Source organism: Sphingopyxis yananensis, assembly GCF_020687785.1.
Taxonomy (GTDB): Bacteria; Pseudomonadota; Alphaproteobacteria; order Sphingomonadales; family Sphingomonadaceae; genus Sphingopyxis; species Sphingopyxis yananensis.
The window spans coordinates 926,813-951,880 of the sequence record NZ_JAJEWI010000005.1; the positions used below are offsets into that span (position 1 = coordinate 926,813).

General features: G+C 56.0%; 26 protein-coding genes. 16 read left to right on the forward strand and 10 right to left on the reverse strand.

The window, feature by feature from the left end; genetic code table 11:
* Positions 1 to 81: 81 nt before the first annotated feature.
* Both LKO31_RS06910 and LKO31_RS06915 read left to right on the forward strand, forming a co-directional pair.
* Positions 82 to 1,701: a lysine--tRNA ligase gene (locus LKO31_RS06910; RefSeq protein WP_227689498.1), complete on the forward strand. Its 1,620-nt coding sequence runs from the start codon at positions 82 to 84 to the stop codon at positions 1,699 to 1,701.
* An 80-nt stretch (positions 1,702 to 1,781) separates the two neighbouring features.
* Positions 1,782 to 2,264 carry an asparaginase domain-containing protein gene (locus tag LKO31_RS06915; protein WP_227689499.1) on the forward strand — a complete coding sequence of 161 codons (483 nt, stop codon included), beginning with the start codon at positions 1,782 to 1,784 and terminating at the stop codon, positions 2,262 to 2,264.
* A gap of 15 nt (positions 2,265 to 2,279) precedes the next feature.
* Here the strand turns inward: LKO31_RS06915 and LKO31_RS06920 are convergent, their stop codons facing one another.
* The 4 genes from LKO31_RS06920 to LKO31_RS06935 form a co-directional block, all read right to left on the reverse strand.
* The gene (locus LKO31_RS06920) at positions 2,280 to 3,323 is read right to left on the reverse strand and encodes a fatty acid desaturase family protein (protein WP_227689500.1); all 1,044 of its coding nucleotides are present in this window, start codon (positions 3,321 to 3,323) and stop codon (positions 2,280 to 2,282) included.
* Between the two features lie 195 nt (positions 3,324 to 3,518).
* Positions 3,519 to 4,394, reverse strand: a complete 876-nt coding sequence (locus tag LKO31_RS06925; RefSeq protein ID WP_227689501.1) for an RcnB family protein — start codon at positions 4,392 to 4,394, stop codon at positions 3,519 to 3,521.
* Positions 4,395 to 4,552: 158 nt separating this feature from the next.
* On the reverse strand, positions 4,553 to 5,101 hold the full coding sequence (locus tag LKO31_RS06930; protein ID WP_227689502.1) for a (2Fe-2S)-binding protein: 549 nt from the start codon (positions 5,099 to 5,101) through the stop codon (positions 4,553 to 4,555).
* A gap of 27 nt (positions 5,102 to 5,128) precedes the next feature.
* Positions 5,129 to 5,893 carry a class II aldolase/adducin family protein gene (locus LKO31_RS06935; protein ID WP_227689503.1) on the reverse strand — a complete coding sequence of 255 codons (765 nt, stop codon included), beginning with the start codon at positions 5,891 to 5,893 and terminating at the stop codon, positions 5,129 to 5,131.
* Positions 5,894 to 6,336: 443 nt separating this feature from the next.
* On the opposite strand from LKO31_RS06935, the gene rpsU reads away from it, so the two are divergent.
* Together rpsU and LKO31_RS06945 are read left to right on the forward strand one after the other, a co-directional pair.
* Positions 6,337 to 6,543: a 30S ribosomal protein S21 gene (gene rpsU, locus LKO31_RS06940; RefSeq protein WP_003047635.1), complete on the forward strand. Its 207-nt coding sequence runs from the start codon at positions 6,337 to 6,339 to the stop codon at positions 6,541 to 6,543.
* A 351-nt stretch (positions 6,544 to 6,894) separates the two neighbouring features.
* Positions 6,895 to 7,407, forward strand: coding sequence for an FKBP-type peptidyl-prolyl cis-trans isomerase (locus LKO31_RS06945; RefSeq protein ID WP_227689504.1), 513 nt, complete (start codon positions 6,895 to 6,897; stop codon positions 7,405 to 7,407).
* Between the two features lie 344 nt (positions 7,408 to 7,751).
* Here the strand turns inward: LKO31_RS06945 and lepB are convergent, their stop codons facing one another.
* From lepB to pyrE, 4 genes are read right to left on the reverse strand one after another with little or no spacing between them, the layout of a single operon-like run.
* Positions 7,752 to 8,591 carry a signal peptidase I gene (gene lepB / locus LKO31_RS06950; RefSeq protein ID WP_227689505.1) on the reverse strand — a complete coding sequence of 280 codons (840 nt, stop codon included), beginning with the start codon at positions 8,589 to 8,591 and terminating at the stop codon, positions 7,752 to 7,754.
* Positions 8,591 to 8,995, reverse strand: coding sequence for a holo-ACP synthase (acpS, locus tag LKO31_RS06955; RefSeq protein WP_227689506.1), 405 nt, complete (start codon positions 8,993 to 8,995; stop codon positions 8,591 to 8,593). The genes lepB and acpS overlap by 1 nt, the downstream gene beginning before the upstream one ends.
* Positions 8,992 to 9,753, reverse strand: a complete 762-nt coding sequence (locus LKO31_RS06960) for a pyridoxine 5'-phosphate synthase (RefSeq protein ID WP_227689507.1) — start codon at positions 9,751 to 9,753, stop codon at positions 8,992 to 8,994. The genes acpS and LKO31_RS06960 overlap by 4 nt, the downstream gene beginning before the upstream one ends.
* The gene (gene pyrE, locus LKO31_RS06965; RefSeq protein ID WP_227689508.1) at positions 9,750 to 10,337 is read right to left on the reverse strand and encodes an orotate phosphoribosyltransferase; all 588 of its coding nucleotides are present in this window, start codon (positions 10,335 to 10,337) and stop codon (positions 9,750 to 9,752) included. Before pyrE ends, LKO31_RS06960 begins: the two co-directional genes overlap by 4 nt.
* Before the next feature lie 230 nt (positions 10,338 to 10,567).
* Here pyrE and coxB point away from each other — a divergent pair, with 230 nt between their 5' ends.
* The 10 genes from coxB (at position 10,568) to LKO31_RS07015 (ending at position 19,347) form a co-directional block, all read left to right on the forward strand.
* On the forward strand, positions 10,568 to 11,641 hold the full coding sequence (gene coxB / locus LKO31_RS06970; RefSeq protein ID WP_227689509.1) for a cytochrome c oxidase subunit II: 1,074 nt from the start codon (positions 10,568 to 10,570) through the stop codon (positions 11,639 to 11,641).
* A gap of 15 nt (positions 11,642 to 11,656) precedes the next feature.
* Positions 11,657 to 13,330 carry a cytochrome c oxidase subunit I gene (gene ctaD / locus LKO31_RS06975; protein WP_227689510.1) on the forward strand — a complete coding sequence of 558 codons (1,674 nt, stop codon included), beginning with the start codon at positions 11,657 to 11,659 and terminating at the stop codon, positions 13,328 to 13,330.
* Between the two features lie 57 nt (positions 13,331 to 13,387).
* On the forward strand, positions 13,388 to 14,299 hold the full coding sequence (locus tag LKO31_RS06980) for a heme o synthase (protein ID WP_227689511.1): 912 nt from the start codon (positions 13,388 to 13,390) through the stop codon (positions 14,297 to 14,299).
* Positions 14,296 to 14,445, forward strand: a complete 150-nt coding sequence (locus tag LKO31_RS06985; protein WP_227689512.1) for a hypothetical protein — start codon at positions 14,296 to 14,298, stop codon at positions 14,443 to 14,445. Before LKO31_RS06980 ends, LKO31_RS06985 begins: the two co-directional genes overlap by 4 nt.
* On the forward strand, positions 14,442 to 15,002 hold the full coding sequence (locus tag LKO31_RS06990) for a cytochrome c oxidase assembly protein (RefSeq protein WP_227689513.1): 561 nt from the start codon (positions 14,442 to 14,444) through the stop codon (positions 15,000 to 15,002). Before LKO31_RS06985 ends, LKO31_RS06990 begins: the two co-directional genes overlap by 4 nt.
* 83 nt (positions 15,003 to 15,085) lie before the next feature.
* The gene (locus tag LKO31_RS06995) at positions 15,086 to 15,961 is read left to right on the forward strand and encodes a cytochrome c oxidase subunit 3 (protein WP_227689514.1); all 876 of its coding nucleotides are present in this window, start codon (positions 15,086 to 15,088) and stop codon (positions 15,959 to 15,961) included.
* Positions 15,921 to 16,325 carry a DUF983 domain-containing protein gene (locus LKO31_RS07000; RefSeq protein ID WP_227689515.1) on the forward strand — a complete coding sequence of 135 codons (405 nt, stop codon included), beginning with the start codon at positions 15,921 to 15,923 and terminating at the stop codon, positions 16,323 to 16,325. The genes LKO31_RS06995 and LKO31_RS07000 overlap by 41 nt, the downstream gene beginning before the upstream one ends.
* A 21-nt stretch (positions 16,326 to 16,346) precedes the next feature.
* Positions 16,347 to 17,039 (forward strand): SURF1 family protein, encoded by a 693-nt coding sequence (locus LKO31_RS07005; protein ID WP_265104544.1) that lies wholly within the window; start codon positions 16,347 to 16,349, stop codon positions 17,037 to 17,039.
* 27 nt (positions 17,040 to 17,066) lie between these two features.
* The gene (thrC, locus tag LKO31_RS07010; protein ID WP_227689516.1) at positions 17,067 to 18,464 is read left to right on the forward strand and encodes a threonine synthase; all 1,398 of its coding nucleotides are present in this window, start codon (positions 17,067 to 17,069) and stop codon (positions 18,462 to 18,464) included.
* Positions 18,457 to 19,347 (forward strand): class I SAM-dependent methyltransferase, encoded by an 891-nt coding sequence (locus tag LKO31_RS07015; RefSeq protein ID WP_227689517.1) that lies wholly within the window; start codon positions 18,457 to 18,459, stop codon positions 19,345 to 19,347. The genes thrC and LKO31_RS07015 overlap by 8 nt, the downstream gene beginning before the upstream one ends.
* Positions 19,348 to 19,447: 100 nt before the next feature.
* Here LKO31_RS07015 and LKO31_RS07020 read toward each other — a convergent pair whose 3' ends face one another.
* Together LKO31_RS07020 and LKO31_RS07025 are read right to left on the reverse strand one after the other, a co-directional pair.
* Entirely contained in the window at positions 19,448 to 20,587 is a 1,140-nt protein-coding gene (locus tag LKO31_RS07020; RefSeq protein ID WP_227689518.1) for a GGDEF domain-containing protein, read from the reverse strand.
* A 123-nt stretch (positions 20,588 to 20,710) separates the two neighbouring features.
* Positions 20,711 to 21,451 carry a helix-turn-helix transcriptional regulator gene (locus LKO31_RS07025; protein ID WP_227689519.1) on the reverse strand — a complete coding sequence of 247 codons (741 nt, stop codon included), beginning with the start codon at positions 21,449 to 21,451 and terminating at the stop codon, positions 20,711 to 20,713.
* 146 nt (positions 21,452 to 21,597) lie between these two features.
* Between LKO31_RS07025 and LKO31_RS07030 the strand changes: the two genes are divergently transcribed.
* Both LKO31_RS07030 and LKO31_RS07035 read left to right on the forward strand, forming a co-directional pair.
* A complete protein-coding gene (locus LKO31_RS07030; RefSeq protein ID WP_227689520.1) occupies positions 21,598 to 24,075 on the forward strand; it encodes a TonB-dependent receptor in 2,478 nt (825 codons plus the stop codon).
* Between the two features lie 26 nt (positions 24,076 to 24,101).
* On the forward strand, positions 24,102 to 25,034 hold the full coding sequence (locus LKO31_RS07035) for an oxygenase MpaB family protein (protein ID WP_227689521.1): 933 nt from the start codon (positions 24,102 to 24,104) through the stop codon (positions 25,032 to 25,034).
* The last annotated feature ends 34 nt before the right edge of the window (positions 25,035 to 25,068 follow it).

Below are 25,068 nucleotides of genomic sequence, written 5' to 3' on the forward strand. Positions count from 1 at the left end.
TGGGAAGGATTTGACCAAGGGGGCTGCAAGAATTGGGAATTTACCCTTTCGATTCGGGCGCGAATGAAGCTATGGGGCGGCATGACCAAAATTCATCTTGAACCATCGCTGTGCGCTGCGGCGCAAACGTCCAAAGCTTGGCCGTTCGAGGAGGCACGAAAACTGCTGAAACGCATGCCCGATGGCAAGGCGGATGGCGCGCCTGTCTTGTTTGAAACGGGCTATGGTCCGTCGGGCCTGCCGCATATTGGCACGTTTAACGAAGTGCTGCGCACCACCATGGTTCGCCGTGCCTTTGAAACGCTGACGGCGGAAAAGACCGGTTCGGCCATGCCGACCCGTTTGGTAGCGTTCAGCGACGATATGGACGGCCTGCGCAAGGTGCCGGACAATATTCCCAATGGCGATATGCTGCGCGAACATTTGGGCAAGCCGTTGACGGCGATTCCCGATCCGTTCGGCAAGTTTGAAAGCTTTGCCCATCATAACAATGCCATGCTGCGCGAATTTTTGGACCGCTATGGCTTTGATTATGAATTTGTCAGCAGCACGCAGCAATATCGCAGCGGCGCTTTTGACGATCAGTTGAAGAATGTGCTGCGCCATTATCAGGCGATTATGGACATCATGTTGCCGACTTTGCGGGCCGAACGCGCCGCGACCTATTCGCCGATCATGCCGATCAGCCAAAAGAGCGGCATTGTGCTGCAAGTGCCCGTCACGGTGGTGGACGCGGAAGCTGGCTTGGTATCGTTTGACGATGAAGGCGAAACCATCACGCAATCGATCTTGAGCGGCGGCGCGAAGCTGCAGTGGAAGGTTGACTGGGCGATGCGGTGGGTCGCGCTGGGCGTTGATTATGAAATGTATGGCAAGGATTTGACCGACAGCGGCGTGCAGTCGGGCAAGATCGCCAAGGCGCTGGGTGGCCGCAAGCCAGACGGCCTGATTTACGAAATGTTCTTGGATGAAAAAGGCGAGAAGATTTCCAAGTCCAAGGGTAACGGCCTGTCGATGGAGCAATGGCTGACCTATGGCAGCGAAGAAAGTCTGGCTTTCTTTGCTTATCGTGAACCCAAGGCCGCCAAGCAATTGCACATTGGCGTCGTGCCCAAGGCGATTGACGAATATCTGCAAATGCGCGGCAGCTATCCTGCACAGGAAGCGGATAAGAAGCTGGGCAATCCGGTGCATCATGTGCATGTGGCGCGGGGCGAAGACATCCCTTCGGACGTATTGCCCGTGACTTTCGGCTTGTTGCTGAACTTGGTTGGCGTGATGGGCGCGGATGTGACCAAGAACCAGATTTGGCGCTATTTGGGCCGTTATGTCGACGGCGCAGATGCCGCGACTTATCCCGAACTCGATAAGCTGATCGACAATGCCATGGCGTATAACCGCGACTATGTGGCGCCGACGCTGAACCGCCGCAAACCCGTGGGCGGCGAAGTGGCGGCTTTGCAAGAATTGGATGCGCGTTTGGCCGGTGTGGCGGAGGATACGCCTGCTGATGAATTGCAGAACATCGTTTATGAAATCGGCAAGAATGAAGCCTATGGTTTTGAAAATCTGCGTGATTGGTTCAAGGCCTTGTATGAAACCTTGCTCGGTTCTTCGGCTGGTCCGCGCATGGGCAGCTTTATTGCGCTGTTCGGCATTGCCAACAGCCGCCGTCTGATTGCCGAAGCTTTGGCAGAATAAGGCAAAGGGCGGGGCTGATCGGATCGGCCCCGCTTTTCACATCTGGGGGGATGGGGACATAGGCTTGCAAGGGCAAAGCAATGATTGATATCTTCACCACCGGCGGCACCATCGACAAAGTTTATTTTGACGCTTTGTCAGAATTTCAAATCGGCCCCACAACGTTAAGCCAGATTTTGACGGACAATGGGGTGCATGCGGCGCACCGCGTTACCGAATTGCTGCGCAAAGATAGTCTGGATATGGATGATGCGGATCGTCAGATCATCTATGACGCGGTGGCGGCCAGCGATGCGGCGCATATCTTGATTACCCATGGCACCGACACAATGGTCCAGACGGGGCGATTATTGTCGCAAATTTCGGGCAAGACCATTGTGATGACCGGCGCGATGCAGCCATTTCGGGTGCGTGGGTCGGACGCCGAGTTTAATGTCGGCTTTGCCTTGGCGGCGGTGCAGACATTGCCGGCGGGGGTTTATGTAGCGATGAACGGCATGATCTTTGACCCCGTAAGGGCCGAAAAAGATCGGGCGGGTTCGCGCTTCGTGGTGCGGGATTAACCGTCGAGCAGGATTTTACCCCTTGCTGGTCGCTTGGCGTAAGACGGTGCGGTAATTGGGGGCGATAATCATCGCGTCATATTTGCCTGCCTTGCCAAGCTGGGCGTGAACCTGTGGCAATCGGTAACAGGGCACGCCCATGAACAGATGATGTTCGCTGTGATAATTCACATAATAAGGCGCAACGGTCGCCCGCGCTAGCAGGCCCGCTTTGGTGGTGCGGGCATGGCTGAAGGGATCTTCGCTTCCCGTGGCGGTGCAGGCATGTTCGGCAATGTTGCGAATGCGCAAATAGGCTTGAAAGGTCGTCGCCAAGGCGGCCAACCACAGCAAATAGGGCGTCCAGCCATAAAGGATGAGCGACGCCGTCAGCAAAATCGCCTGCATCACCAAGAAGCGCCCCGTGGCTTTGGTCACGGAAATGGCGCCCGCAATATCTTTGGTGGGGGCTGAAATAGCGGCCCCTGCTTCCGATTCTGGTGCCTTGTTAAACAATGTGCCGCCCTTGGTGGCTTTTTGCTCGGGGTCGGGCTTCGTGCCGCGCAGCATGGCTTTTAGGCCGATGGCGGCAAAAGTGAATTGGGCCGCCCGCTGTTTGAAAAAGGTTTGCCCCGTCAAGTCGCGTATGATTTTACGGCGCAGGCTCGCCCGCGTGGTTGGAAAAGGTTTGGACAAGGATAGGTCGGGGTCTTCGGCTTGCTGCGTATATTTATGATGTTGCAGATGGTAGGTACGATAGGCGATCAGGTCGCTGCCCACCGTCGCGCCGGTCAGCCACTGACCGACGAAATTATTGACGCGCCGATTGGAGTGCAATGCGCCATGCGCGGCGTCGTGCATCAAAATGGCAAAGCCCAATTGGCGGCCACCCAAAAAGATGACCGCGGCCAACCATGCCAGCGGATTGCCCGACCATGCAGCGAGGCCCATCAGGGCGATGGTGACAATCCAACAATGGGCGACCAGCCACAAACCGCGCCACGCGGATGGGCGCGTGATGGCAAGCCAAGATGCGCGATCAAAAAATTGATCCGGCGGAAATAAACGCACGGCGGGCATAGGACATCCTCTCATCATGCTATATTTGCATGTTCATGGGGATGATGCGGCGATTGCCCGCGCTTTGCAAGTCGCTGAGGGGTATGGACCCTATTGGGGGCAGAGCTGATTTGCTTTTGCATAGCCCAAAGAAAAAGGGGCGAGAAAACCCGCCCCTGATGAAGTTTTGATTGGTGATGGCCTTGCCGTATCTGTTTACCAGAAAAAGTCGTACAAGACGTCAACCACGCGGCCACGCCGCACATCGACCAGCAAGGCGTCATCATAATAGCGGACCCAGCGGTAATTCCCATAAGCGGGGGGCAAGCGGTAATAGCCGGGGTTGTTGATCCAATAACGCTGGCTGTAAAAGGGCGAGCCTAAGGAAAAGCCAATGTTAAAACGGCTGTAGCTGTGCCCGCGATAGGGGGCCTGATAGCGGGGCATGCGGTAATAGTTGCGGTTGTTGTTGCGATAATCGCGCCAGTCATAGCGGCGGTCATTGCGCCAATCGCGGTTCCACTCACCACGACGATTGTCCTGATAACGGCGGTCGCCATAGCGATTGTCCCCGTAACGACTATTATCATAACGGTTGTTGTCGCGGCGGCTATTGTCATAGCGGCGATCATCGCGTCCGTAACGATCTCGTTCTTGGCGTTCGCGTTCTAGGCGTTGACGTTCGTCGCGTTGGCGTTGTTCCATGCTGCGGCGGTCATTGTCGCGGTTTTGGTTGTTCCAGTCGGGACGCTGGCCGCGCTGATCATTTTGGCGTTGCCATTGCTGGCGCTGAGCGTCGCGGTTTTGCCATTGACGGCTGCTATCAGCAGACGGACCACGATTTGGCCGGCTGCTATCAGCAGACGGACCACGATTAGGCCGGCTGCTATCAGCAGACGGACCACGATTGGGTCGGCTGCTATCAGCAGACGGACCGCGATTGGGGCTGCCACGGTCCGCTGATGGGCCGCGATGGCGGTTATCGCTGCGTTCCATGCGTTGGGGATGCTGGTCGCGCGTTTGTGCCGCAGCCGAGGCCAAGGGGGTTAGGATGGTTGCGGCCATCAACAAGCCGCCGACAAGCGTTTTCATAGCTTCAACTCCGCTCGCGATCTGGACGGTCCAGCAGCGAGATTATGATGCGCTTTTACCATCGACTGGCTGAGGCGATTCTGAACCAAGCTGTTGGCTGGCGTTCATCTTTAACTATATCGTCGCAGGCGGTGCGGGGCTTGTCACCCACGGGGATATCAGTCGCTGTTGCTGGGAATATTCAGCGCGGGCACGGCGGCGGCGGCGTCTTGGGGGTTGATGCCCGGTGGCGGGGCGGCGGCGATCACTTCGTCACCGCGCATCACACGGGCGGCATGGGCGATGGCGGTGCGGATACGCGGATAGCTGCCGCAGCGGCAGATGTTGGTCATCGCTTCGTCAATATCCGCCGCGCTGGGGCGTTTATTTTGGCGCAGCAACGCCTGTGCGGCCATGATCATCCCGCTTTGGCAAAAGCCGCATTGTGGGACTTGTTCGGCCACCCATGCTTGTTGCACGGGGTGGCTGCGGTCCTTGGATAGCCCCTCAATGGTTGTAACAAAGCGTCCCTCGCATTCGGCGATGGTGACAAGGCAGGACCTTATAGCTTCGCCGTCAATGTCCACCGTACAGGCGCCGCAATCCCCCGTGCCGCAACCATATTTGGTGCCGGTTAAATTGGATGCGTCGCGCAGCGCCCATAGTAAGGGCGTGTCCGGTTCCATCCGATATTCCACCGGACGGTCATTGACAGAGAATCGGGTCATGCCTCGCCTTAGCCGCGATGGCGGGTATTAGTCACGCCAGCTTGTGTCGATTTTGTCGATGCGGCGCACCATCGCGTCAAATTCCGCCCGGCCCGCGCCGCCTGGGATTTGCACTTGATGCAGGTCGCGTTGGTGCACGGCCACCACGTCGGGCGGCACGATGATCGGGTCGCCCATCGAGCAAGTGGCCAGTTGAATTTCACAGGCGCGCTGCAGCACCCAATGTTTCAGAAAGGCTTCGGGCAAAGTGCGGCCCATCACCACAGGGCCGTGGTTTTTCAGCATGAGAATGCGCTTGTTGCCCAGATTTTCCAGCAAGCGCTTGCCTTCTTCTTCGCGCACCGTGACGCCTTCGAAATCATGATAGGCCAGTTGGTTTTGAAAATTGCAGGCATAGAAATTGGTGGCGCGCAGACCGCCTTCGACGCTGCACACCGCCATGGTCGCGGTGGTGTGGGTGTGGATGATCGCATGGGCATCGGGCAATTCGCGGTGGAACAGGCTGTGCTGGACAAAGCCCGCTTTGTTGACATGCCACGGATTGTCTGTGTCCACCTTGTTGCCGTCGATATCGATTTTGATGAGATTGGAGGCGCAAACCTCGCTGAAGTGGAGGCCGTAGGGATTGATCAAATAGCTGCCATCTTCGTCGGGCAGTTTGACCGTGATATGGTTGAAAATCATTTCATCCCAGCCCAGCATCGCAAATATGCGATAACAAGCGGCCAGTTCTTGGCGAGCGGTCCATTCGGCTTCGCTATATTTGCTGTTGGCTTTTAATGCTGTGGCCATATTGTTCATCCTTATTCCCAGTGCGGCGCTGGTGGGACACGGTGTGGCCGGTCCGACTGGCCATATTTTCTAATTTATAGGCGAGTATGACGAAGGCTTGGCCTTTCTTCAATGTGCAATTCATGGCCCGAAGGGGGATGAGCGGCGATGAACTAATCGCACGGATTCGGGGCACGGATAGGTCGATGCAGCCTGTGGATAAGTTGTGGATAAGCGATGCGCGGGGCGGGGAGCGAGAAGACCGAAATGCTCCGCCCACGGCGGATTTCTGCCCGTTTTTCGATATGGGCTTGCAATGATAGGCGAATCCCTTTAGGAGCGCCGCATTCGATCGTCGCCATTCCGCGACTTTCTTTCTTATTGCCCAATTTAATCGGCGGCTCAAGACAGTCCGGTCAGAAACCGGAATGGGGTCGTTCGACGGAACGGAGACGACACGGCGTATGCAGATTATCGTTCGCGACAATAATGTCGACCAAGCCCTTCGCGCGCTCAAGAAGAAGCTGCAGCGTGAGGGCGTGTATCGCGAAATGAAGCTGCGTCGTCATTACGAAAAGCCCAGCGAAAAGCGCGCACGTGAACGTGCAGCTGCTGTTCGCCGCGCTCGTAAGATGGAGCGTAAGCGCATGGAACGTGACGGTATCAAGTAAGTCACGTTACAGCTGATATTCGAAAGGGCGTTGCCAAATGGCAGCGCCTTTTTTGATTCTGGGCCATTCTGTTCTGGCGTATATGTTCCAGAATGACTGGTCTGGAACGCCTGCTTTGCGCCGGGGTGGGCTGTGAATATTTGCGGCGCTGCGAGTCGGTGGGGGCGGGCGATGCCCATTAGCGCGGCCGGTTGGACGGGGCACGGCATAGGCGATGTGGGGTGAAAACGCCGCTACAAGCGCCGTAAATCCCGCGAGGGCGCATTTCTCGCTGGACCATTTGGCCCTGCTCCACCTATAGGACGCCAGATATTTTTGCCCCGTGCGCGCGGCAAAGGGAAGGATCTGACGATGAGTGTGACGACGGTTCCATTGCGCCCAGTCAACAAGGGCGGACTGTGGATTTTGTGGCTTGGCATATTGGCGCTGCTCGGGGCTGGTGCGGCGTTTGCCATGAATGTTACCCCGCGCATTGGCTTTGAAACGGTAAAGGCGGGCACTGGTCCCAGCCCAACGGCGGCCGATGTTGTGTTGGTGAAATATGAAGGCCGTTTGGCCGATGGCACGGTGTTTGACGCCAATGAACAAGCGCCGATGCAGGTAGCACAGGTTGTGCCCGGCTTTGGTGAAGCGCTGACCCGTATGCAAAAGGGCGGCAAATATGAAATCACCATTCCGCCTGCCTTGGGCTATGGTGATCGTGCGGCTGGCCCCATTCCGGCAGGTAGCACCTTGCATTTCACGGTCGAACTGCTCGACTTTAAATCAGAAGCCGAAGTTCGCGCGTTGCAGCAAATGATGCAGCAGCAAATGCAAGCACAGGGCGGTCCGCAGGGCGCACCGCAAGCGGCTCCGCAGCCTTGATCTGACGGTTTTGCGATCGGATGCGATCGCCTAGGACCTAAAAGCGGCCCTGCCAATGAATGGTGGGGCCGCTTTTTTATGTCCTGTTCCTCGGCCATGGGATGGATTGCTATGCGAGCGTAGCGCGGCTGCGGGGCAGGCCGTGGAGAGCGGCAAGGCTTGAGGGGCGCGGACTTGCGCCGATGAGAAGGCCGGCGCTGCACAGCACAGCACAGCACAGCACAGCACAGCACAGCACAGCACAGCACAGCACAGCACAGCACAGCACAAAAAAAAAAGGGGCCTAGCGATGACGCCAAGCCCCTTGGATAGTCTTTGTCAAAATGGCCTAAGGCGGAAGCGACCTAGGGTGCAGGGCTGGTTTGGCCGCGCAGGTTCATACCCGCCCGTTCACCGCGCAGGGCGTTCCACCAGCTGATGGGGTTCAGCCATTGGGCGCTGCCATCCGTGGAAAAAGTGATAAATTCGGCGCGCCCTGAAATGGCGTCAAAAGGCACGGGGCCACCCAAGCCCTTGCTGCTGGTCGGGAAGCGGCTGTCCGCGCTGCCATCGCGGTTGTCGCCCATCAAGAATAAATGATCGGCAGGAACGATGATTTCGTCGAAATTATCGCCCGGATAGCCATTGCCCATGTCGATGGTGTCAAAGCTTACGCCATTGGGCAGGGTTTCGCGGACAATCGGCACCTCGAGCATCAACTGGCCTTGGGCATCGCGCGTGACAAAGCGTGACAGGCTGCTGTCGGGGCTGGGCACATTTTGGTCGACTTTGATGTGGGAAAGGGGTTGGACCTCTTGCCGAACGGCCTTGCCATTGATGCTCAGTACCCCATTTTTCATCGACAGACGATCACCGGGCAAGCCGATTACGCGCTTGATATAATCGATCCGAAGCGTGGGATGTTCCAGCACCACCACATCGCCGCGTTCCGGCAGGCGGCCAGCAATGCGGCCCGACCATTTGGGGGCCAGATGAAAGCTGATGGACGCATAGGACCAGCCATAGGGATATTTGCTAACGACCAAGCGATCCCCGCTGTGCAGCAGGGGCATCATGCTGTCCGACGGAATGTAAAAAGGCTTGGCAACAAAGCTGTGAATGCCCAGCACGACCAAAATTATCACAATGATATCCCGCAGCATTTTCATTGTGCCGCCGTTTGCCTCGGCGCTTTTCCTCGCCATTATTCGTCCTTGATTGCTTCGATGATGACGAACGCCTGAGCCCAGGGATGATCGTCGGTCAATGTGAGGTGGATATGAGCGCGGTAACCCGCGGGTGTTATGGCGGCTAAACGCTGTGCAGCGCCGCCGGTCAAGGACAATGTTGGCGCACCCGTTGGCGCATTGATGACGCCAATGTCTTTCATAAAGACGCCATGGCGGAAACCTGTGCCTAGCGCTTTGGAAAAGGCCTCTTTTGCGGCGAAGCGCTTCGCATAGGTTCCGGCGCGGGTGAACGGGCGCTTGGCGGCTTTTGCGCGCTCTATGTCGGTAAAGACGCGCTTTTCAAAACGCTCGCCATAACGGTCAAGCGAATTTTGAATGCGTTCGATATTGCACAGGTCCGAGCCAAGGCCGATGATCATGACCAGCCGCGCGCTTCGTCCATCAGGGCGCGCATTTTTTGCACAGCGACGTCCAGTCCGGTGAAAATAGCCTCGCCAATAAGATAATGGCCGATGTTGAGTTCCGCCAATTGCGGAATGGCGGCGATGGGTACGACATTGTCATAGGTCAGGCCGTGACCCGCATGGGGTTCGATGCCATTTTTCCATGCCAAGGCGGCCGCGTCTTCGAGGCGGCGCAATTCAACTGCGCGCGCTTCGCCGTCCAACTGGGCATAACGGCCCGTATGAAATTCGACGACAGGGGCGTTCAGCCGCATCGCGGCTTCGATTTGGCGGGCATCGGGTTCGATGAACAGGCTGACGCGGATGCCAGCGTCGGACAAGCGCGCGACAATGGGCGCCAGTTGATTGTGCAAGCCAGCGGCATCCAGCCCGCCTTCGGTGGTTCGCTCCTCGCGCTTTTCGGGCACAATGCACGCCGCATGCGGTTTGTGACGCAAGGCGAAGTCCAGCATTTCTTCGGTTGCAGCCATTTCAAAATTGAGCGGCAAATTGGTGGCGGCCTGAATGCGCGCCACATCGGCGTCGCGAATGTGGCGGCGATCCTCACGCAAATGGGCGGTGATGCCGTCACCGCCAACCGCCGCGACGATTTCTGCGGCGCGGACAGGATCGGGGTGATCGCCACCACGCGCATTGCGAATGGTGGCGACATGGTCGATGTTGACGCCCAGCCGCAAACGGGCTGGGCGGTCAAAGCTTTGGGCGCTGGTCACGCGCCTTCGCTCCGGCTGCCGGGCTTGACGGCTTTGGTCGCGCTCAGATGCTCTGGCAGTTCATCGGGGGCATAGGTGGGGAAGTTAATCGCGACCAATGGGTAAAAGGGCACGCCCAAGTCCACATTGCCGCCCGAACGGTCCACCAAAGAGGCTTCGGCCACCACATCCCCGCCAGCAGCGCGCACGGCTTCCATCGCTTCACGCGACGACAGGCCGGTGGTGACCACATCTTCGACCATCAGAATTTTGGCGCCTTGGGGAATGGTGAAGCCGCGCCGCAATTCGAAGGTGCCCGTGGGGCGTTCAACGAAAATGGCGGGCTTGCCAAGGGCGCGGCCCATTTCGTGGCCGATGATCACGCCGCCCATGGCGGGGGACACGACCAAGTCGATGCTTTGGCGCAGGTCGCGCGGCAGCTTGGTCGCCAGCGCCATCGCCAGACGGCCAGCGCGTTCGCTGTCCATCAAGACGCGGGCGCATTGCAGATAATATTCACTATGTCGTCCGGAGGAAAGCAGGAAGTGACCTTGAAGGAGAGCGTCAGCAGCCCGGAATTCAGCCAGGATATCGTCGTCAGTCATGAGCTAGTCGGTCTTTTCTATTTGAATGGCCTATAAATAAGCGTCTTTTGACCCAAAGGATCATGCACTTTGGAAAATAGTGTTAGAGATGCTTGAGGCAAGCGGCAAGCGGGTCTATAGCGCCCGCAAGGTCCAGCCCGTCGCCGGCTGCCCGGACGCCCGTCCGGCAATAGGGGGAGGATGGGTGAGGATACGAACTATAACAATAGGCAACGGGCGGCATTATTCTTATGAGAAGCTTGAAAACCCTTGTAATAGCAGCGGCTTTTTCTCTTGGCATCGTCGGCGCTTGCCAAGCGACAACCTATGCTCAGACCGCAGATGCGGCTGCACAAAGTGCAGCAATTTCTGCGAATCCTGATTCCACTGCTGCTACGGCAGATGCAGTTCCGGCGGCCGATACGGCAAATAATAATCAAGCCTCGCCCGCCGGTGATGCAAATTATGTCCCTATGAAGCCTGTCGCAGGCGTGGGACAGCCGGTCGATGCCGGTATCGATTTCCAAACACAATATTCGACCAATGGCAAAACAGCCTATTGGTTCACCAACTCTATTTTGCTGCCCATCATCGTGGCAACATCCTTGTTGGTGCTGGGATTGTTGATGTGGGTGGTTGTGCGCTATCGCCGTGCTGCCAATCCGGTGGCGTCGAAGACCGCGCATAACACGCTGATCGAAGTGATTTGGACGGGTGTCCCCGTGCTGATTTTGGCGATTGTTGCGGTGCCCTCCATTCGTTTGCTGGCACAGCAATATGAACCAGCGGGCGAAGATGCGCTGACCATCAAGGTCACTGGCTATCAATGGTATTGGGGTTATGAATATCCCGACCAAGGCATTGGTGAATATGTTTCCAAGATGCTGAGCAAAGATGAAGCTACGGCTTCGGGTGAGCCGCATCAGCTGGCTGTGGATAACCGCATGGTTGTTCCCGTTGGCCGTGAAGTGAAACTGATCATCACCGCCGCCGATGTGATCCACAGCTTTGCTGTTCCGTCCTTCTGGACCAAAATGGACGCCGTTCCTGGCCGTGCGAATGAAGTGACCTTCACGCCGGAAAAGGTTGGCGTATTTTATGGCCAATGTTCGGAACTTTGCGGTGTAGATCATGGCTATATGCCCATCGCCGTAGAAGTTTTGCCAGTCGATCGTTGGGAAGCATGGGTTCGCTCGCGTGGCGGCAACCCTGCTGGTGAAGAAGCCGTTGTTGCTGCGCCTGCCGCTGTAACGCCCGCTGCTTTGCCTGCTGCTGCAACCACCGAAGCTGCGGCGCCTGCCGCCGCACCGGCTGCTCAGAATTAAGAGGGGGTCCGACAGATGACCGATATTGCAGCGACTGCATATTCCGCGCAGGATCATGATGATCATGCGCATGATCATGACCATGATACGCCTGGTTTCTTTACCCGTTGGTTTTTGTCGACCAACCACAAAGACATCGGCACACTTTACCTGATTTTTGCAATTTTGGCCGGTATTATCGGTGGTGGCATTTCGGGTTTAATGCGTTTGGAATTGGCCGAACCCGGCATTCAATATCTGACCGGATGGGCCCAATTTTTCGACCCCAATGCCGGTGATGTACAGGGCAAGCATTTCTGGAACGTGATGATCACGGCGCACGGCCTGATCATGGTGTTCTTCATGGTGATGCCCGCCATTATTGGCGGCTTTGGTAACTGGTTCGTCCCGCTGATGATCGGCGCGCCGGACATGGCGTTTCCGCGTATGAACAACGTGTCTTTGTGGTTGACTACGGTGGCCTTTGTTCTGTTGCTGTCGTCGATGTTCGTTCCGGGTGGCAGTGGCCTTGGTGCTGGCACGGGCTGGACCATTTACGCACCGCTTTCCACCTCTGGTTCGGCGGGTCCGGCTGTTGATTTGGCCATTTTCGCTGTTCACCTTGCTGGTGCATCGTCGATTTTGGGCGCCATTAACTTTATCACCACCATCTTTAACATGCGTGCACCGGGCATGACCCTGCACAAAATGCCGCTGTTCGCTTGGTCGGTACTGGTTACCGCTTTCTTGCTGCTTTTGTCGTTGCCCGTTCTGGCGGCCGCCATCACCATGTTGTTGACGGACCGCAACTTTGGCACGACCTTCTTTGACCCTGCTGGCGGCGGTGACCCCGTTTTGTATCAGCATTTGTTCTGGTTCTTCGGTCACCCGGAAGTGTATATCATGATTTTGCCGGGCTTCGGCATCGTCAGCCAGATCATCTCGACCTTCAGCCGTAAGCCTGTCTTTGGTTATTTGGGCATGGCTTATGCGATGGTCGCCATTGGCGTTGTTGGCTTCATTGTGTGGGCTCACCACATGTTCACGGTCGGCATGAGCGTGAATTTGAAGATGTACTTCACCGCTGCGACCATGGTGATCGCGGTTCCCACCGGCATTAAGATTTTCAGCTGGATTGCCACCATGTGGGGCGGTTCGCTGAGCTTTAAAACGCCGATGATGTGGGCATTGGGCTTTATTTTCATGTTCACCGTAGGCGGCGTGACCGGCGTTGTGCTGGCCAATGGTGGCGTGGACCAAAATCTGCATGATACTTATTATGTGGTGGCCCACTTCCACTATGTGTTGTCGCTGGGCGCAGTTTTTGCTCTGTTCGCTGGTTTTTATTACTGGTTCCCGAAAATGTCGGGCCGTATGTACAGCGAAGTGTTGGGGCAGTTGCACTTCTGGATTTTCTTCATCGGCGTGAACGTCATGTTCTTCCCCCAGCACTTCCTGGGTCAGCAAGGCATGCCGCGTCGTTACCCTGACTATACAGAAGCTTATGCCTTTTGGCATCTGATCAGCTCTTATGGTTATGTGATCATGGCCGTTGGCTTGCTGTTCTTCTTCATCAACATTGCATGGTCGCTGGTTGCTGGTAAGAAGGCCCCTGCAAACCCCTGGGGTGAAGGTGCAACGACGCTGGAATGGACTTTGTCCAGCCCGCCGCCCTTCCACCAGTTTAACGATCTGCCACGTATTAGCTGATCATGTGTACCCCCTGTCATTAAGACAGGGGGTGCCCGTTTTTGGCTTGGAGTGAAAATGGCTCAGAGCCCGACAATGTCCCCACTGTCTTCATCCGCCGACTGGCGCGACTTATATGCGCTCACCAAACCGCGCGTGATGACATTGGTTGTCTTTACAGCTCTTTGTGGGCTGCTTGCTGCACCTGGACATATGCATCCCGTGCTGGCTTTCTCTTCTATTTTGGCCATTGCCTTGGGCGGCGGCGCATCGGGTGCGCTGAACCAATGGTATGAGGCCGGTATCGACGCCAAAATGAAGCGGACACAAGATCGTCCGCTGCCTGCTGGGCGTTTGGATCCACGGACGGCGTTGCAATTTGGCGTTGGTCTGGCCGCTTTTTCTGTTTTCCTGATGTGGTTCGCGTCCAATTGGCACGCTGCATTATGGTTGACGGCATCTATTCTTTTTTACGTGTTTATTTACACGATCTGGCTGAAGCCACGCACCCCGCAAAATATTGTGATTGGGGGCGCGGCTGGGGCCTTTCCGCCGATTATCGGCTGGGTGGCAGTCACCGGCACGTTGGACGTGTATCCTGTGCTGATGTTCTTGTTGGTGTTCATGTGGACGCCCCCGCATTTTTGGGCTTTGTCATTGTTTGTGCGCATGGATTATGCTGCCGCCGATATTCCCATGATGCCGGTTGTGGCGGGCGAGGGGCCCACGCGGAAGCAGATTTTGCTCTATGCTATTTTGATGGCGCTGGTGGCTTTGGCGCCTTGGGCGCTGGGCTATGCGGGCTTGATTTATGGCGTGGTGGCGTCTGTCATGTCGCTGATCTTTGTTGCATTGTCGGCCCATGTTGGATTGCGCCGTACGGTGACTGATGACAAGATGTTACCGGAAAAGCGTCTTTTCGCCTTTTCTATCCTATATTTGTTCCTTGTTTTCGGGGCCATTGTGGCTGATCATTGGTGGAAATTATGAGTGTGAATCCGGATGATCCGCAATTTGACATTGTGGAATATCGCAAACGTCAGGCGTCCCGCGCCAAGGTGATGGCGGCGCTGCTGGCTGCTTTTGCGGTTCTGTTCTTTTTCATTACCATCGCTAAGATGCAGTTATACGCATGAAAAGCGTGATTGGCCCCAAAATGAAGACCGCCAGCATGGCTGGTTTTATGGCGGTGGCGATGGTGGGTGTCGGCTTTGCGGCCGTGCCCTTATATGATTTATTTTGCCGCGTGACCGGATTTGCCGGCACCACACAGCGGGCGGATGCCTCGGCTATGGTGGGCGAGCCGGTGATTCTCAACCGCACAGTATCGGTGCGTTTTGACGCCAATGTGTCGCCGAAATTGCCTTGGTCTTTTCGGCCAGAACATCCGCGTGACACCGTCAGCATTGGCGCGCGCGATATGGCAATTTATATTGCGGAAAATAATTCTTCGCAGCCGATTACCGGCACGGCGTCCTTCAATGTGACGCCCGTTACGGCGGGGAAATATTTTACCAAGATTCAGTGTTTCTGCTTTACAGAGCAACGACTTGAGCCTGGACAGCAGATGCGAATGCCGGTGTTATTTTATGTGGATCCCAAGATTATGGATGATCCTGACACCCGCGATATTAAAGAAATTACCCTAAGCTATACTTTCTACCCTGTGGACGAGGGGAAAAAGCCAAGCTAAGGCGCGCTTGATAAAGAGTCTTAATCAAAGAGACCGGCGGCGGTGGGGAATCGCTGGCTGGGGCAAAAAATGGGAAGTGTGACATGGCCGGTGCCAAGAATCATGATTATCACCTTGTAAACCCCAGTGTCTGGCCAATGGTCGGCTCAATTGCTGCCATGATATTATTTGGCGGACTGGTGATGTGGATGCACGACGATTATTTCGGTGCATCGGGTAAATTTGTATTTGCGGCCGGCGTCGCGATGCTGATCCTGACATTTTATAAGTGGTGGGCGGACGTTATCACCGAAGCACAAGGCGGCGATCACACACCTGTTGTGCAATTGCACCTGCGTTACGGCATGATCTTGTTCATCGCTTCCGAAGTGATGTTCTTTGTGGGCTGGTTCTGGGCTTGGTTTGACTATTCCTTATTCCCTGTGCCGTTGGAATTTGCCGACGGTGCGATCACCAGCTTGTTCGGCCAAGAAGGTGCGGCACAAATCGCACAATGGCCGCCAAAGGGCATGCACGTCATGGACGCATTCTCTTTGCCACTGCTGAACACCTTGATTCTGCTCTGCTCGGGTACGACCTTGACTTGGGCGCATCACGCGCTGATCAATGGGGACCGCGAGGGTCTGAAGAAGGGTTTGTGGGCGACCATCATTTTGGGCGCGATCTTCACCAGCATTCAGGTGTATGAATATGGCGTTGCGCCATTCCCCTTTGCCGGCAGCAACTATAGCTCGGCCTTTTATATGGCCACTGGTTTCCACGGTTTCCACGTGTTGGTTGGCACCATCTTTTTGATCGTGTGCTTGGGCCGCGCCTATAAGGGTCATTTCACGCCGACGCATCACTTCGGTTTTGAAGCGGCTGCATGGTATTGGCACTTTGTGGACGTGGTGTGGTTGTTCCTGTTCATCGTCATCTATGTATGGGGTGGCTGGGGCGCGCCGATTGCCGCGCACTAATTCTCCATCGCATGAGCCGCCGACCATCGGGCGTGCGGCTCTTCACGGATTGTGCCCCCGCTGCGGGGCACAAACTGTTTTTGAAGAACTGGTTCGTTTCCAGCCACGATGCAGCAGATGCCAATTGAATTTTGCGGCTTATGAAGCGGGCGGGCGTTTTGCGGCCCTTGTCACCTTTTTGGTCGTCATGTTGCTGACGCTGGCGTCGGTTGTGGTGGATAGCGCGCTGAACCCGCCTTTTTGGATGCAGATATTGTTATGGGTTCCCCTGACCATGGCGGGCGTGATATTTTCCGTGCGCTATGCCAAATCGGGGTGGCTGGCGCTTCGATACGCCAAAGAACAGATGAACCGCGAAAGCTGACCCCACGGAAAGGACCGCCGCTTGTCCCAGCCCCCTGAGCCCGTTTTTGATCCTGTTTCTGAGCCTGTCCCTGTGACGGAGGATGCCACCGCACGGCGCAAATACCCTGTCATCCCAACGATCATTGTGGCGGTGGCTGTGGTGACGATGCTGGTGTTGGGGTTTTGGCAATTGCAGCGCAAAGCGGAAAAAGAGGCGCTGATTGCGCTTTTTGAACGCAATATGGCCAGCGACCAGCCCGTCGCTTATCCAGCCTTGCCGCCGGTGGCCGACGAATTTTTATACCGGCGCAGCAGCGTCAATTGCTGGGATGTGGTTGGTTTCAAGCCGCGCGGTGGTTCGGACCGCAACGGAAAGGCCGGTATCCGCATGGTGGCGGAATGCCGAACGGGTGCCGAGGGGCCGGGCGCATTGGTGGATATCGGCACGGCGGATGATTTCACCGTGCCGGATTGGGGCGGCGCAATTGTGACCGGGCGGGTTGTTCCGGGGCCCGAGCAGCCGACCATGATTCAGCAATTGCTGGGGAAATCTGTTCCGGCCCGCCCGATGTTGGTGGCCGATGAAGGGCAGGCGGGCCTGCGCGCCAGCGCCGTTCCCAGTGCAGCAGACACGCCGAACAACCATATGGCCTATGCGGTGCAATGGTTCCTGTTCGCGCTGGCAGCGACGGTCATATATATTTTGGCGTTACGTCGCCGCTTGCGACCTTGAGCGAGGGCGGCTAGGCGGATTCTCGTCATGGAATATATCAGCACCCGCGGCTCTGCGCCGACCCTCGACTTTCGTGCCGCCACGCTTGCTGGGCTTGCCAGCGACGGGGGGCTTTATGTGCCATCCTCTTGGCCGCAATTTACGCTGGATGAGATACGCTCGCTTCAGGGCCTCAGCTATGTTGAAACTGCGGTGCGGGTGATGACGCCATTTGTGAACGGCGTCCTGAGCGAAGAGGAATTGCGCGAATTATGCCAAGCGGCCTATGGCCGTTTCAGCCATGATGCCGTGACGCCGCTGGTGCAGTTGGATCATCAACATTGGCTGTTGGAATTGTTCCACGGCCCGACCTTGGCGTTTAAGGATGTGGCCCTGCAATTGCTGGGGCAATTGTTCGCGAAATTTTTGGCGGGCGGTGATACCGACATCACCATTGTTGGGGCGACGTCGGGTGATACCGGTTCGGCGGCGATTGAAGCTGTCGCGGGCCGCGAGCATATTCGTATTTTCATGCTGCATCCCGAAGGCCGCGTCAGCGATGTTCAGCGCCGCCAGATGACCACCGTGTTGGCCCCCAATGTTTACAATGTCGCGATTGACGGCAGCTTTGATGACGCGCAAGCGATGGTGAAGCGTTTGTTCGGCGATGCCGAAGTGCGCGAGAAAATCACGCTGTCGGCGGTGAACAGCATCAACTGGGCGCGTTTGATGGCGCAGGTTGTCTATTATTTCTATGCCGCTGTGCGTTTGGGCGGGCCGGACCGCGAAGTGGCGTTCAGCGTACCGACCGGTAATTTTGGCGACGTGTTTGCGGGCTATGTCGCATCGCGCATGGGCTTGCCGATCAACCGTTTGATCGTGGCCACCAACGTCAATGATATTTTGCACCGCGCCCTGAGCAGCGGGGATTATAGCGCGGGTACGGTGACCCCCACCGCGACCCCCAGCATGGACATTCAGGTCAGCAGCAATTTTGAACGCTTGTTGTTCGATCTGGCCAGCCGCGACGGCGCGGAGATCAATGGCTTGATGGCCGAGTTTGAAACCAAGCGCGCCATGCAAATTCCCGAAGATATGGTAGCTGGCGCACGCGGGCTGTTTTCCAGCGCCAGTGTTGACGGCGATGCGATGACCTTGGCGCTGCGCTGGGCGCAGGAACATGGCGGCCAGATTATCGACCCGCATAGCGCGGTTGGCTTGGCTGCTGCCCGCGCCAGCGATGTGGCGAGCGACATTCCTGTCGTGACCTTGGCGACCGCGCATCCGGCAAAGTTCCGCGAAGCCGTGGAACGCGCAACGGGCGTCCGTCCGGCATTGCCAACCCGTCTGGGCAATTTGTTCGACCGTGAAGAACGGTATGAAAAATTGGCTGGCGATTATGACACGGTAAAGGCCTATATTTTGTCGGTGTGTGAACATGGCTGAGCTGCTTCCTCTGACCAAGCTGGTGGGGGAAGGCTGGGACGATTATGGGCTGATCGACAGCGGTGCTGGACGCAAATTGGAACGATATGGAAAATATCGTTTCATTCGCCCAGAACCGCAGGCGATGTGGCAACCGGCCTTGCCCGATTCCGAATGGGACAAGGCGGACGGCGAATTTATACCCGCATCGGATGATGATGGCGGTGGCCGTTGGTATTTCAACAAGCCAGTGCCCGCCGAAGGGTGGCCCCTGCATTGGCGCGAGGCCGCCTTTCAGGCGAGCTGCACGCCGTTTCGCCATTTGGGATTTTTTCCGGATATGGCACCGGTGTGGGATTGGCTGCGCGATAAAGTCAGCGACAAGCCGGAACCGTCGTTCTTGAACCTGTTCGGCTATACGGGCGTGGGCAGCCAAGCCTTGGCCGCCAAGGGCGCGGCGGTGACCCATGTGGATGCGTCCAAAAAATCCGTGGCACAGGCCCGCAAAAATGCGGAACTCGCGGGTTTGGCCGATCGGCCCATTCGCTGGATTGTCGATGATGCGGGAAAATTTGTGGCGCGTGAAGTGCGGCGCGACCGCCGTTATGATGCCATTTTGCTGGACCCGCCGAAATTTGGCCGTGGGCCGGATGGCGAGCGGTGGCAGTTGGAAGAAGGCTTGCCCAATTTATTGGCCGATATCCGGCATTTGCTGGACGATGATAGCCGCGCTTTGTTCCTGACGGTTTATGCCGTGCGCCTGTCGGCTTTGGCGATTGGTGAATTGTTGAGGCAGACTTTGGCGGACTTGCCCGGACAGGTGGAGTGCGGCGAACTGGTGGTGCGCGAGGAAGCGCGGGGGCTGTTATTGCCCACGGCCATTTTTGCGCGGTGGAGCCGGTAAGCAGCTAGCTTCTGGCCATTGGCCCGAACGAATATGAAATATTTGCGGCGGATTCCCATGGGATAACCGCCGCATTTTTATGGGTGAGAAGGTGCGGCGGTCAGGCAACCTCGATACGGTTCCGGCCATGTTCCTTGGCGCGGTACAGCGCTTCGTCGGCGGCGCGCAGGGCATCGCGTTCATTGGCATATCCGAAAATATCGGCCACACCGCCCGAAAAAGTGACTTGGCCAAAGGGCGTGTCGGTTTTGCGGTTGATCAAGGTACGCTGGGCCATATGTTCGCGCGCATCATTTAATAATTCGGCGGCTTGGCTGGGGGTGTGGCCCCGAAACAGCATCACAAATTCTTCGCCGCCATGGCGGGCAACATGGCAACGGTCGTTGGAAATACGGGCCAAAGTTTCGGCCACCACCTTAATCACACGGTCGCCAGCATCATGCCCATGGACATCGTTAATCCGTTTGAATTCGTCGATGTCGCAGATCGCCACGCTGAGCGGGTCGCATTGCGCCCGTGCTTCCTGACGTTGCTGGGTCAGCAGGGCTTCGAAAGCGCGGCGATTGGGCAGGCCGGTCAAATGGTCAATTTCCGCATCGCGCCGCGCGCGCACCAGATTTTTGCGCAGTTCGCGTACTTCATCTTCGCTGCGGCGCATATCTTGTTCGGCGCGTTTGGTGCGATCGAGCATCGTTTGGGCTAGGCGTGCGAGGTCGCTGACCAGATCGCCTGTTTTGTCGACCTCTTGTAGGTCATCGACATGTTGTTCCAAGGCGCTGCCATATTGAACCGTGATGGTGCGGGCTTGCTTGGTTTGTTGTTGGAAACTGTCAACCTGATCGGCGAGGCGCGCCATCATATTGTCCATGTCATGCGCATCGGATGGCGGCGCATTGATGGAGTGAATATGGTTGAGCCATGTCTGGCTGATCGGTTCCTGTGCCTGTAGGCGGGCGTTGATTTCCCGCGCCAAACAAGGGTGTGCCCCAGAAAATGCGGCATGGGCAATCGCCAAATTTTCGGGCGACATGTCCAAATCCTGACCCACCAGAAAATCGACAATCGTCTGGCCCAATGCCCGCCGTGCGTCGCGCGATATATTGCGGCGTTTGGTATCATGAAAGGGATGATCTGCACCTTGTTGCGGATCATCATGGGCAGCGTCCGCTGCTTTCTTTAGGCCAAGCCATGAAAACAAACGTCCGGTTGGTTCCGATTTCTTGTCGCTGTGGGTCTGCATGGCTGTGAGCGTAACGGTAAATGGTTACTGAATTGAACACAGACCCGATATTTTGCAGGGGATTTAAAACATCACTTTGTTTTTCATTATGAATATTTATGCTCGATACTATCCATTTCGGACTTAAACGGCGCCAATGAAGCCCAATCCGGCCGCCAATTGGATGGATTGGGTGCGGCCCGTAGCGCCCAATTTGCTGGCGGCGTTGCGCAGGTGAAAACGAACGGTAGAGATCGACAGGTCGAGAATAATTCCGATTTCGCTGTCGGTTTTCCCCGCAGCGGCCCAGCGAAGGCATTGCGCCTCACGCCGTGTCAGCCGCTGTAAAATAGGAGCATTGCGCGGGCGGCCACGTGCTTCATTATGCGTCGAAATGAGTTGCACCGCCAGATATTGGAGCCGAGCGGCATGGTGCCGAAAAATATCCTCTACGCCGACAGCGTCTTTGGCGCACCAAATGATCGTGCCTAACATGCTGCGCGGTTGGTGAACCGGCACGATGATGGCCTCGCTGGACAAAATGCTTTCGTGAATATGCGAGCAATCGATGGAGGAAAGAAGGTGCGATGCGCGATTCATATGAAATTGACCGTCGCGGAAATAAAAAGGTTCAGCCGATAAACGGCAGGCGTTCAGAAAAGGTTCGCTGAGCGCCAACTTGCGATCACGATAATATTCGCTGTCTGGGTTGATCCAGCGAAATGTCGACAGGGCATAAGGGACACCCGCTTCGTCGGACATAGGATTCGGATCAGCCAAATCGGCCTGAGCCGCGATATAGGGCATGCCAATTTCGTCACCAATGTCTTGAACTTGCGCGATAAACTGGGATGTTTGGGCCCAACATTGCGCGCGATGATCCATATTAACCTATCCACCTTTTCTCTTATATCCTGACATAGATGCCAGCTTGTTCACGGCCCCGTAAAGAGGTCCTTTCATAGGGTAGTTTGTTTGGAGTGCAGTGCAAGACGACACCGCGCACAATCAAAGATTTTGAGGGAGGATATATGAAAAAGGCACGCCTATTCCTGTTGGCCACGACGGGAGTTGCCCTTTCGGCAATGGTACCAACCTTTGCTCAGGCGCAAAGCAGCGGTGCATCCAATGCAATGGACGGCGAAATCATCGTGACGGCCCAGCGCCGCGCCGAATCAATGAATGACGTGGGTATGGCCATTCAGGCCGTTGACGCAGGCACGCTAGAAGCCCTGAAGGTGACCGATGTCCGCGATCTGTCAGCGGTGGCGCCGAGCTTGTCGGTGTCGCAAAGCTATCAGGGCGTTCCCACCTATACGATGCGCGGCATTGGCTTTAACACCATTAATATTTCTTCGACCTCGACCGTCGGTACCTATGTCGACGAAGTGGCTTATGCCTATCCGATAATGAACACGGGTCCGGTTATGGATTTGGAACGTGTCGAAGTGCTGAAGGGGCCACAAGGGACGCTATATGGCCGCAACACCACGGCTGGTCTGATCAACTTCATTACGGCCAAGCCCACCGACGAATTTAAGGGCGCGGTGAAGGCGGAAGTTGGCAATTATCAAACCTATAATTTCGAAGGCTATTTGTCGGGCCCGCTGACCGAGGGCGTATCAGCCCGCCTTGCGGTGCGCAGCGAAAATAGCGACAAAGGCTGGCAGATCAGCAACTCGCGTCCCAATGAACGTCAAGGAAAAGTGGACAAGTTGGGTATTCGCGGATCATTGGCGATTGAACCTAGCTCGTCGACCCAAATTAATCTGGGCGTAACATGGTGGCAGAATAAATCGGATACGGTTTCGGCGCAGGGCATTGGATTTACGCCAACAACGACGCCCGGTGCGAACTTGACCAATTCGACCGGCAATATGCCGGGGTTGGCCGATTATTTGGCGAATAATCGCCCGACACGCGCTAGTCAGGCCGATTGGGCGCCCCGCGCTTCACGCTCGGCGGATGTTGGTATCGGTGCCGGTCTGCCTGGCGATTTGGCCGAAAATAATCGTTTTTGGGGCCTGAAGCTGCGTCTGGATCAAGATCTTAGTGACACGGTGAAATTGGTTAGCCTGACCAGCTATAATGATTTCAAACGTGACGCCATTTCGGATTGGAGCGGCGCACCTTATGAAATTTTGTTGCAGTCGATGAATGGCCGCATCAAAAGCTTTGCACAAGAACTGCATTTCGAGGGTGAAACCGGCAAGGTGAACTGGTTGGTCGGTGGCTATTTCGCCCGTGATAAAATTTTCGACGGCAGCCGAAATCTGCAAGGCGAAAATGCCAACAACCGTTATGTTCGCCAGTTCATTCTGGACCGGAACCTGCTGCTGAGCCCTGTGTTGAACGCGGCAGGCTATACGGTCGATGATGTTAAAACATCCTTCCGGACCTTTACCAATAATGCGCGGATGACCACGAAGACGTGGAGCATTTTCGGAAGTGCTGATACCGAATTGACTGACAATTTGAAGCTGACGCTTGGCCTGCGTTATACGCAGGACAAACAGGATTATTTTGGCTGTACCGCCGACTTTAACGGAAGCATGTTGCCGAACGTTAATCTCTTTACCCGCGCTGGCGCAGGTTTGGTGGATGGTAAATATCCCGAAGCTTTGAAAATCAATGGATGTAATACACACCATACCGACACGCATAGCTTCGGTCCAACGGCCCATAAATTGGATGAGGACAACGTGGCTTGGCGCACCGCATTGGACTGGTCGCCCAATGATGATACCTTGGTCTATGCTTCCATCTCGCGCGGTTATAAGTCGGGCACAACGCCAGTGAACGTGGCGAGCAAGGCAGACCAAAATAATCCCGTGACCCAAGAAGAACTGACATCCTATGAAGTCGGTGTGAAGGCGACGCTGGCGGATCGTTTGTTGCAGGCGAATTTCGCTGCTTTCTACTATGACTATAAGGACAAGCAGATCAGCACCTATTTTGCTGACCCTGTTTACAAGGCATTGTCACGTTTGGATAATGTGCCCAAGTCCAAGGCCTATGGTTTGGAAGGCGAACTGACGCTGCGTCCGACGCGGGGCGTGTCTATTTCGGCCAACGGCCTGTGGCTGAAAACCAAAATCATTGGCTATGAGGGCACGAACGCCGCAGGCAATAGCCAGAATTTCGACGGTGCCGAATTCATCTATAGCCCTCGTTTCCAAGGGAGCATGATGGTCGCTTATGACGTACCAGTCACGTCGAATTTGGACCTGAATGGTGCCGTAAACATGCGCTATCAAAGCAAATCCAGCAGCATATTCTATGATGCATCGCTGACGGATGAAACGCGTGCGCTGTACGACGTGGATGCCTATGCTTCGGTCAACGCCAGCATTGGTGTAAAGAGCCATGACGGTTGGTCGGTGTCATTGTGGTCCAAGAATTTGTTTAACAAATATTCCTGGTCTGCCGTCACCAGCAATGCCAACGTGGTGGTGCGTTTTGCCAATATGCCGCGCACCTTTGGTATGACAGCAGGATATAGTTTCTAAATGGGTATGAACTGAAAGGTTTAGCTATGGCGCAGCTTGTGCAGGATCAATATCTGGGAACGAAGATCGACTTTTCGGGCCCAGCGGGAGAAGCTGCACTGGTTGCGCCAGATAGTGTGCGATGGCGGGTTTTTAAGAACCAAATTGCCTTGGGTATCGGCGGTATTGCAGCGGTTTTGCTGGAATTTGCCGACCCACGCATCCGGTCGGGGGTTTGGGACCATTCGACCTATAAACAAGACCCCATCAGCCGATCCAAACGGACGGGGTTGGTGGCCTTGCTGGCCTGTTATGGGCCAGCCAGCACCGCCAAAGAAGTCATTGGCCATGTCAATCATATGCATGGCAAGGTGAAGGGGAACACCCCCGATGGTCAGGCCTATCGGGCGATGGACCCGGTGTTGCTGGACTGGGTGGCGGCCACGGCGTCTTTTGGCTTTGTCACGGCTTATGACCGTTTTGTGGCCCCGCTGAGCAAAGCCGAACAGGACCAGTTTTTACGGGAAGGGGATAGTGTAGGCCGCTTGTTTGGCGCGCTGCATACGCCCAAGACCATTGATGAATTTATGACCATGATGCGGGGGCTGGAGCCGAATTTTGAACCGCATCCGATTGTATTTGAATTTCTGGATATTATTCAGTCTGGGCAAGCCGCGCCGTCGGTTCCGCGCTTTTTGCATCGGGCGATTGGCCGTGCTGCCGTGTCGTTGTTGCCGCCCCATATTCGCCAGATTTTGCAATTGGGCCGCAAATATGACCTGACCGTGGTGGACAAGTGGATGCTGCGCCTTGCAGGCCGTGCGGCGGATCGGCGTATGGACCCGCAATCGCCGCCTTGCTTGGCCAGTGTGCGCATGGGATTGCCGCAGGATTTCCTTTACCGCTCGCCCGCGCAGCAGCAAAGCTTGATGGCCAGCCGTGACGATTTTCGCGGCGAGGAAGCCACAGTGGCCGGATAAGCGGCAAATTACCGGCTCTGCCTATTCCCTTGGC

Coding starts and splice junctions, on each gene's coding strand:
- ctaD (WP_227689510.1), top strand. CDS start 11,657: ATGACCGATATTGCAGCGACTGCATATTCCGCGCAGGATCATGATGAT.
- LKO31_RS06925 (WP_227689501.1), bottom strand. CDS start 4,394: ATGAAAACGCTTGTCGGCGGCTTGTTGATGGCCGCAACCATCCTAACC.
- pyrE (WP_227689508.1), bottom strand. CDS start 10,337: ATGACTGACGACGATATCCTGGCTGAATTCCGGGCTGCTGACGCTCTC.
- LKO31_RS07035 (WP_227689521.1), top strand. CDS start 24,102: ATGGCGCAGCTTGTGCAGGATCAATATCTGGGAACGAAGATCGACTTT.
- LKO31_RS06920 (WP_227689500.1), bottom strand. CDS start 3,323: ATGCCCGCCGTGCGTTTATTTCCGCCGGATCAATTTTTTGATCGCGCA.
- LKO31_RS06945 (WP_227689504.1), top strand. CDS start 6,895: ATGAGTGTGACGACGGTTCCATTGCGCCCAGTCAACAAGGGCGGACTG.
- LKO31_RS06915 (WP_227689499.1), top strand. CDS start 1,782: ATGATTGATATCTTCACCACCGGCGGCACCATCGACAAAGTTTATTTT.
- coxB (WP_227689509.1), top strand. CDS start 10,568: ATGAGAAGCTTGAAAACCCTTGTAATAGCAGCGGCTTTTTCTCTTGGC.
- acpS (WP_227689506.1), bottom strand. CDS start 8,995: ATGATCATCGGCCTTGGCTCGGACCTGTGCAATATCGAACGCATTCAA.
- LKO31_RS06935 (WP_227689503.1), bottom strand. CDS start 5,893: ATGGCCACAGCATTAAAAGCCAACAGCAAATATAGCGAAGCCGAATGG.
- LKO31_RS07015 (WP_227689517.1), top strand. CDS start 18,457: ATGGCTGAGCTGCTTCCTCTGACCAAGCTGGTGGGGGAAGGCTGGGAC.
- lepB (WP_227689505.1), bottom strand. CDS start 8,591: ATGGCGAGGAAAAGCGCCGAGGCAAACGGCGGCACAATGAAAATGCTG.
- LKO31_RS06990 (WP_227689513.1), top strand. CDS start 14,442: ATGAAAAGCGTGATTGGCCCCAAAATGAAGACCGCCAGCATGGCTGGT.
- rpsU (WP_003047635.1), top strand. CDS start 6,337: ATGCAGATTATCGTTCGCGACAATAATGTCGACCAAGCCCTTCGCGCG.
- LKO31_RS06995 (WP_227689514.1), top strand. CDS start 15,086: ATGGCCGGTGCCAAGAATCATGATTATCACCTTGTAAACCCCAGTGTC.
- LKO31_RS06910 (WP_227689498.1), top strand. CDS start 82: ATGACCAAAATTCATCTTGAACCATCGCTGTGCGCTGCGGCGCAAACG.
- LKO31_RS06930 (WP_227689502.1), bottom strand. CDS start 5,101: ATGACCCGATTCTCTGTCAATGACCGTCCGGTGGAATATCGGATGGAA.
- LKO31_RS06985 (WP_227689512.1), top strand. CDS start 14,296: ATGAGTGTGAATCCGGATGATCCGCAATTTGACATTGTGGAATATCGC.
- LKO31_RS07025 (WP_227689519.1), bottom strand. CDS start 21,451: ATGGATCATCGCGCGCAATGTTGGGCCCAAACATCCCAGTTTATCGCG.
- LKO31_RS06980 (WP_227689511.1), top strand. CDS start 13,388: ATGGCTCAGAGCCCGACAATGTCCCCACTGTCTTCATCCGCCGACTGG.
- LKO31_RS07020 (WP_227689518.1), bottom strand. CDS start 20,587: ATGCAGACCCACAGCGACAAGAAATCGGAACCAACCGGACGTTTGTTT.
- LKO31_RS07030 (WP_227689520.1), top strand. CDS start 21,598: ATGAAAAAGGCACGCCTATTCCTGTTGGCCACGACGGGAGTTGCCCTT.
- LKO31_RS07000 (WP_227689515.1), top strand. CDS start 15,921: ATGTATGGGGTGGCTGGGGCGCGCCGATTGCCGCGCACTAATTCTCCA.
- thrC (WP_227689516.1), top strand. CDS start 17,067: ATGGAATATATCAGCACCCGCGGCTCTGCGCCGACCCTCGACTTTCGT.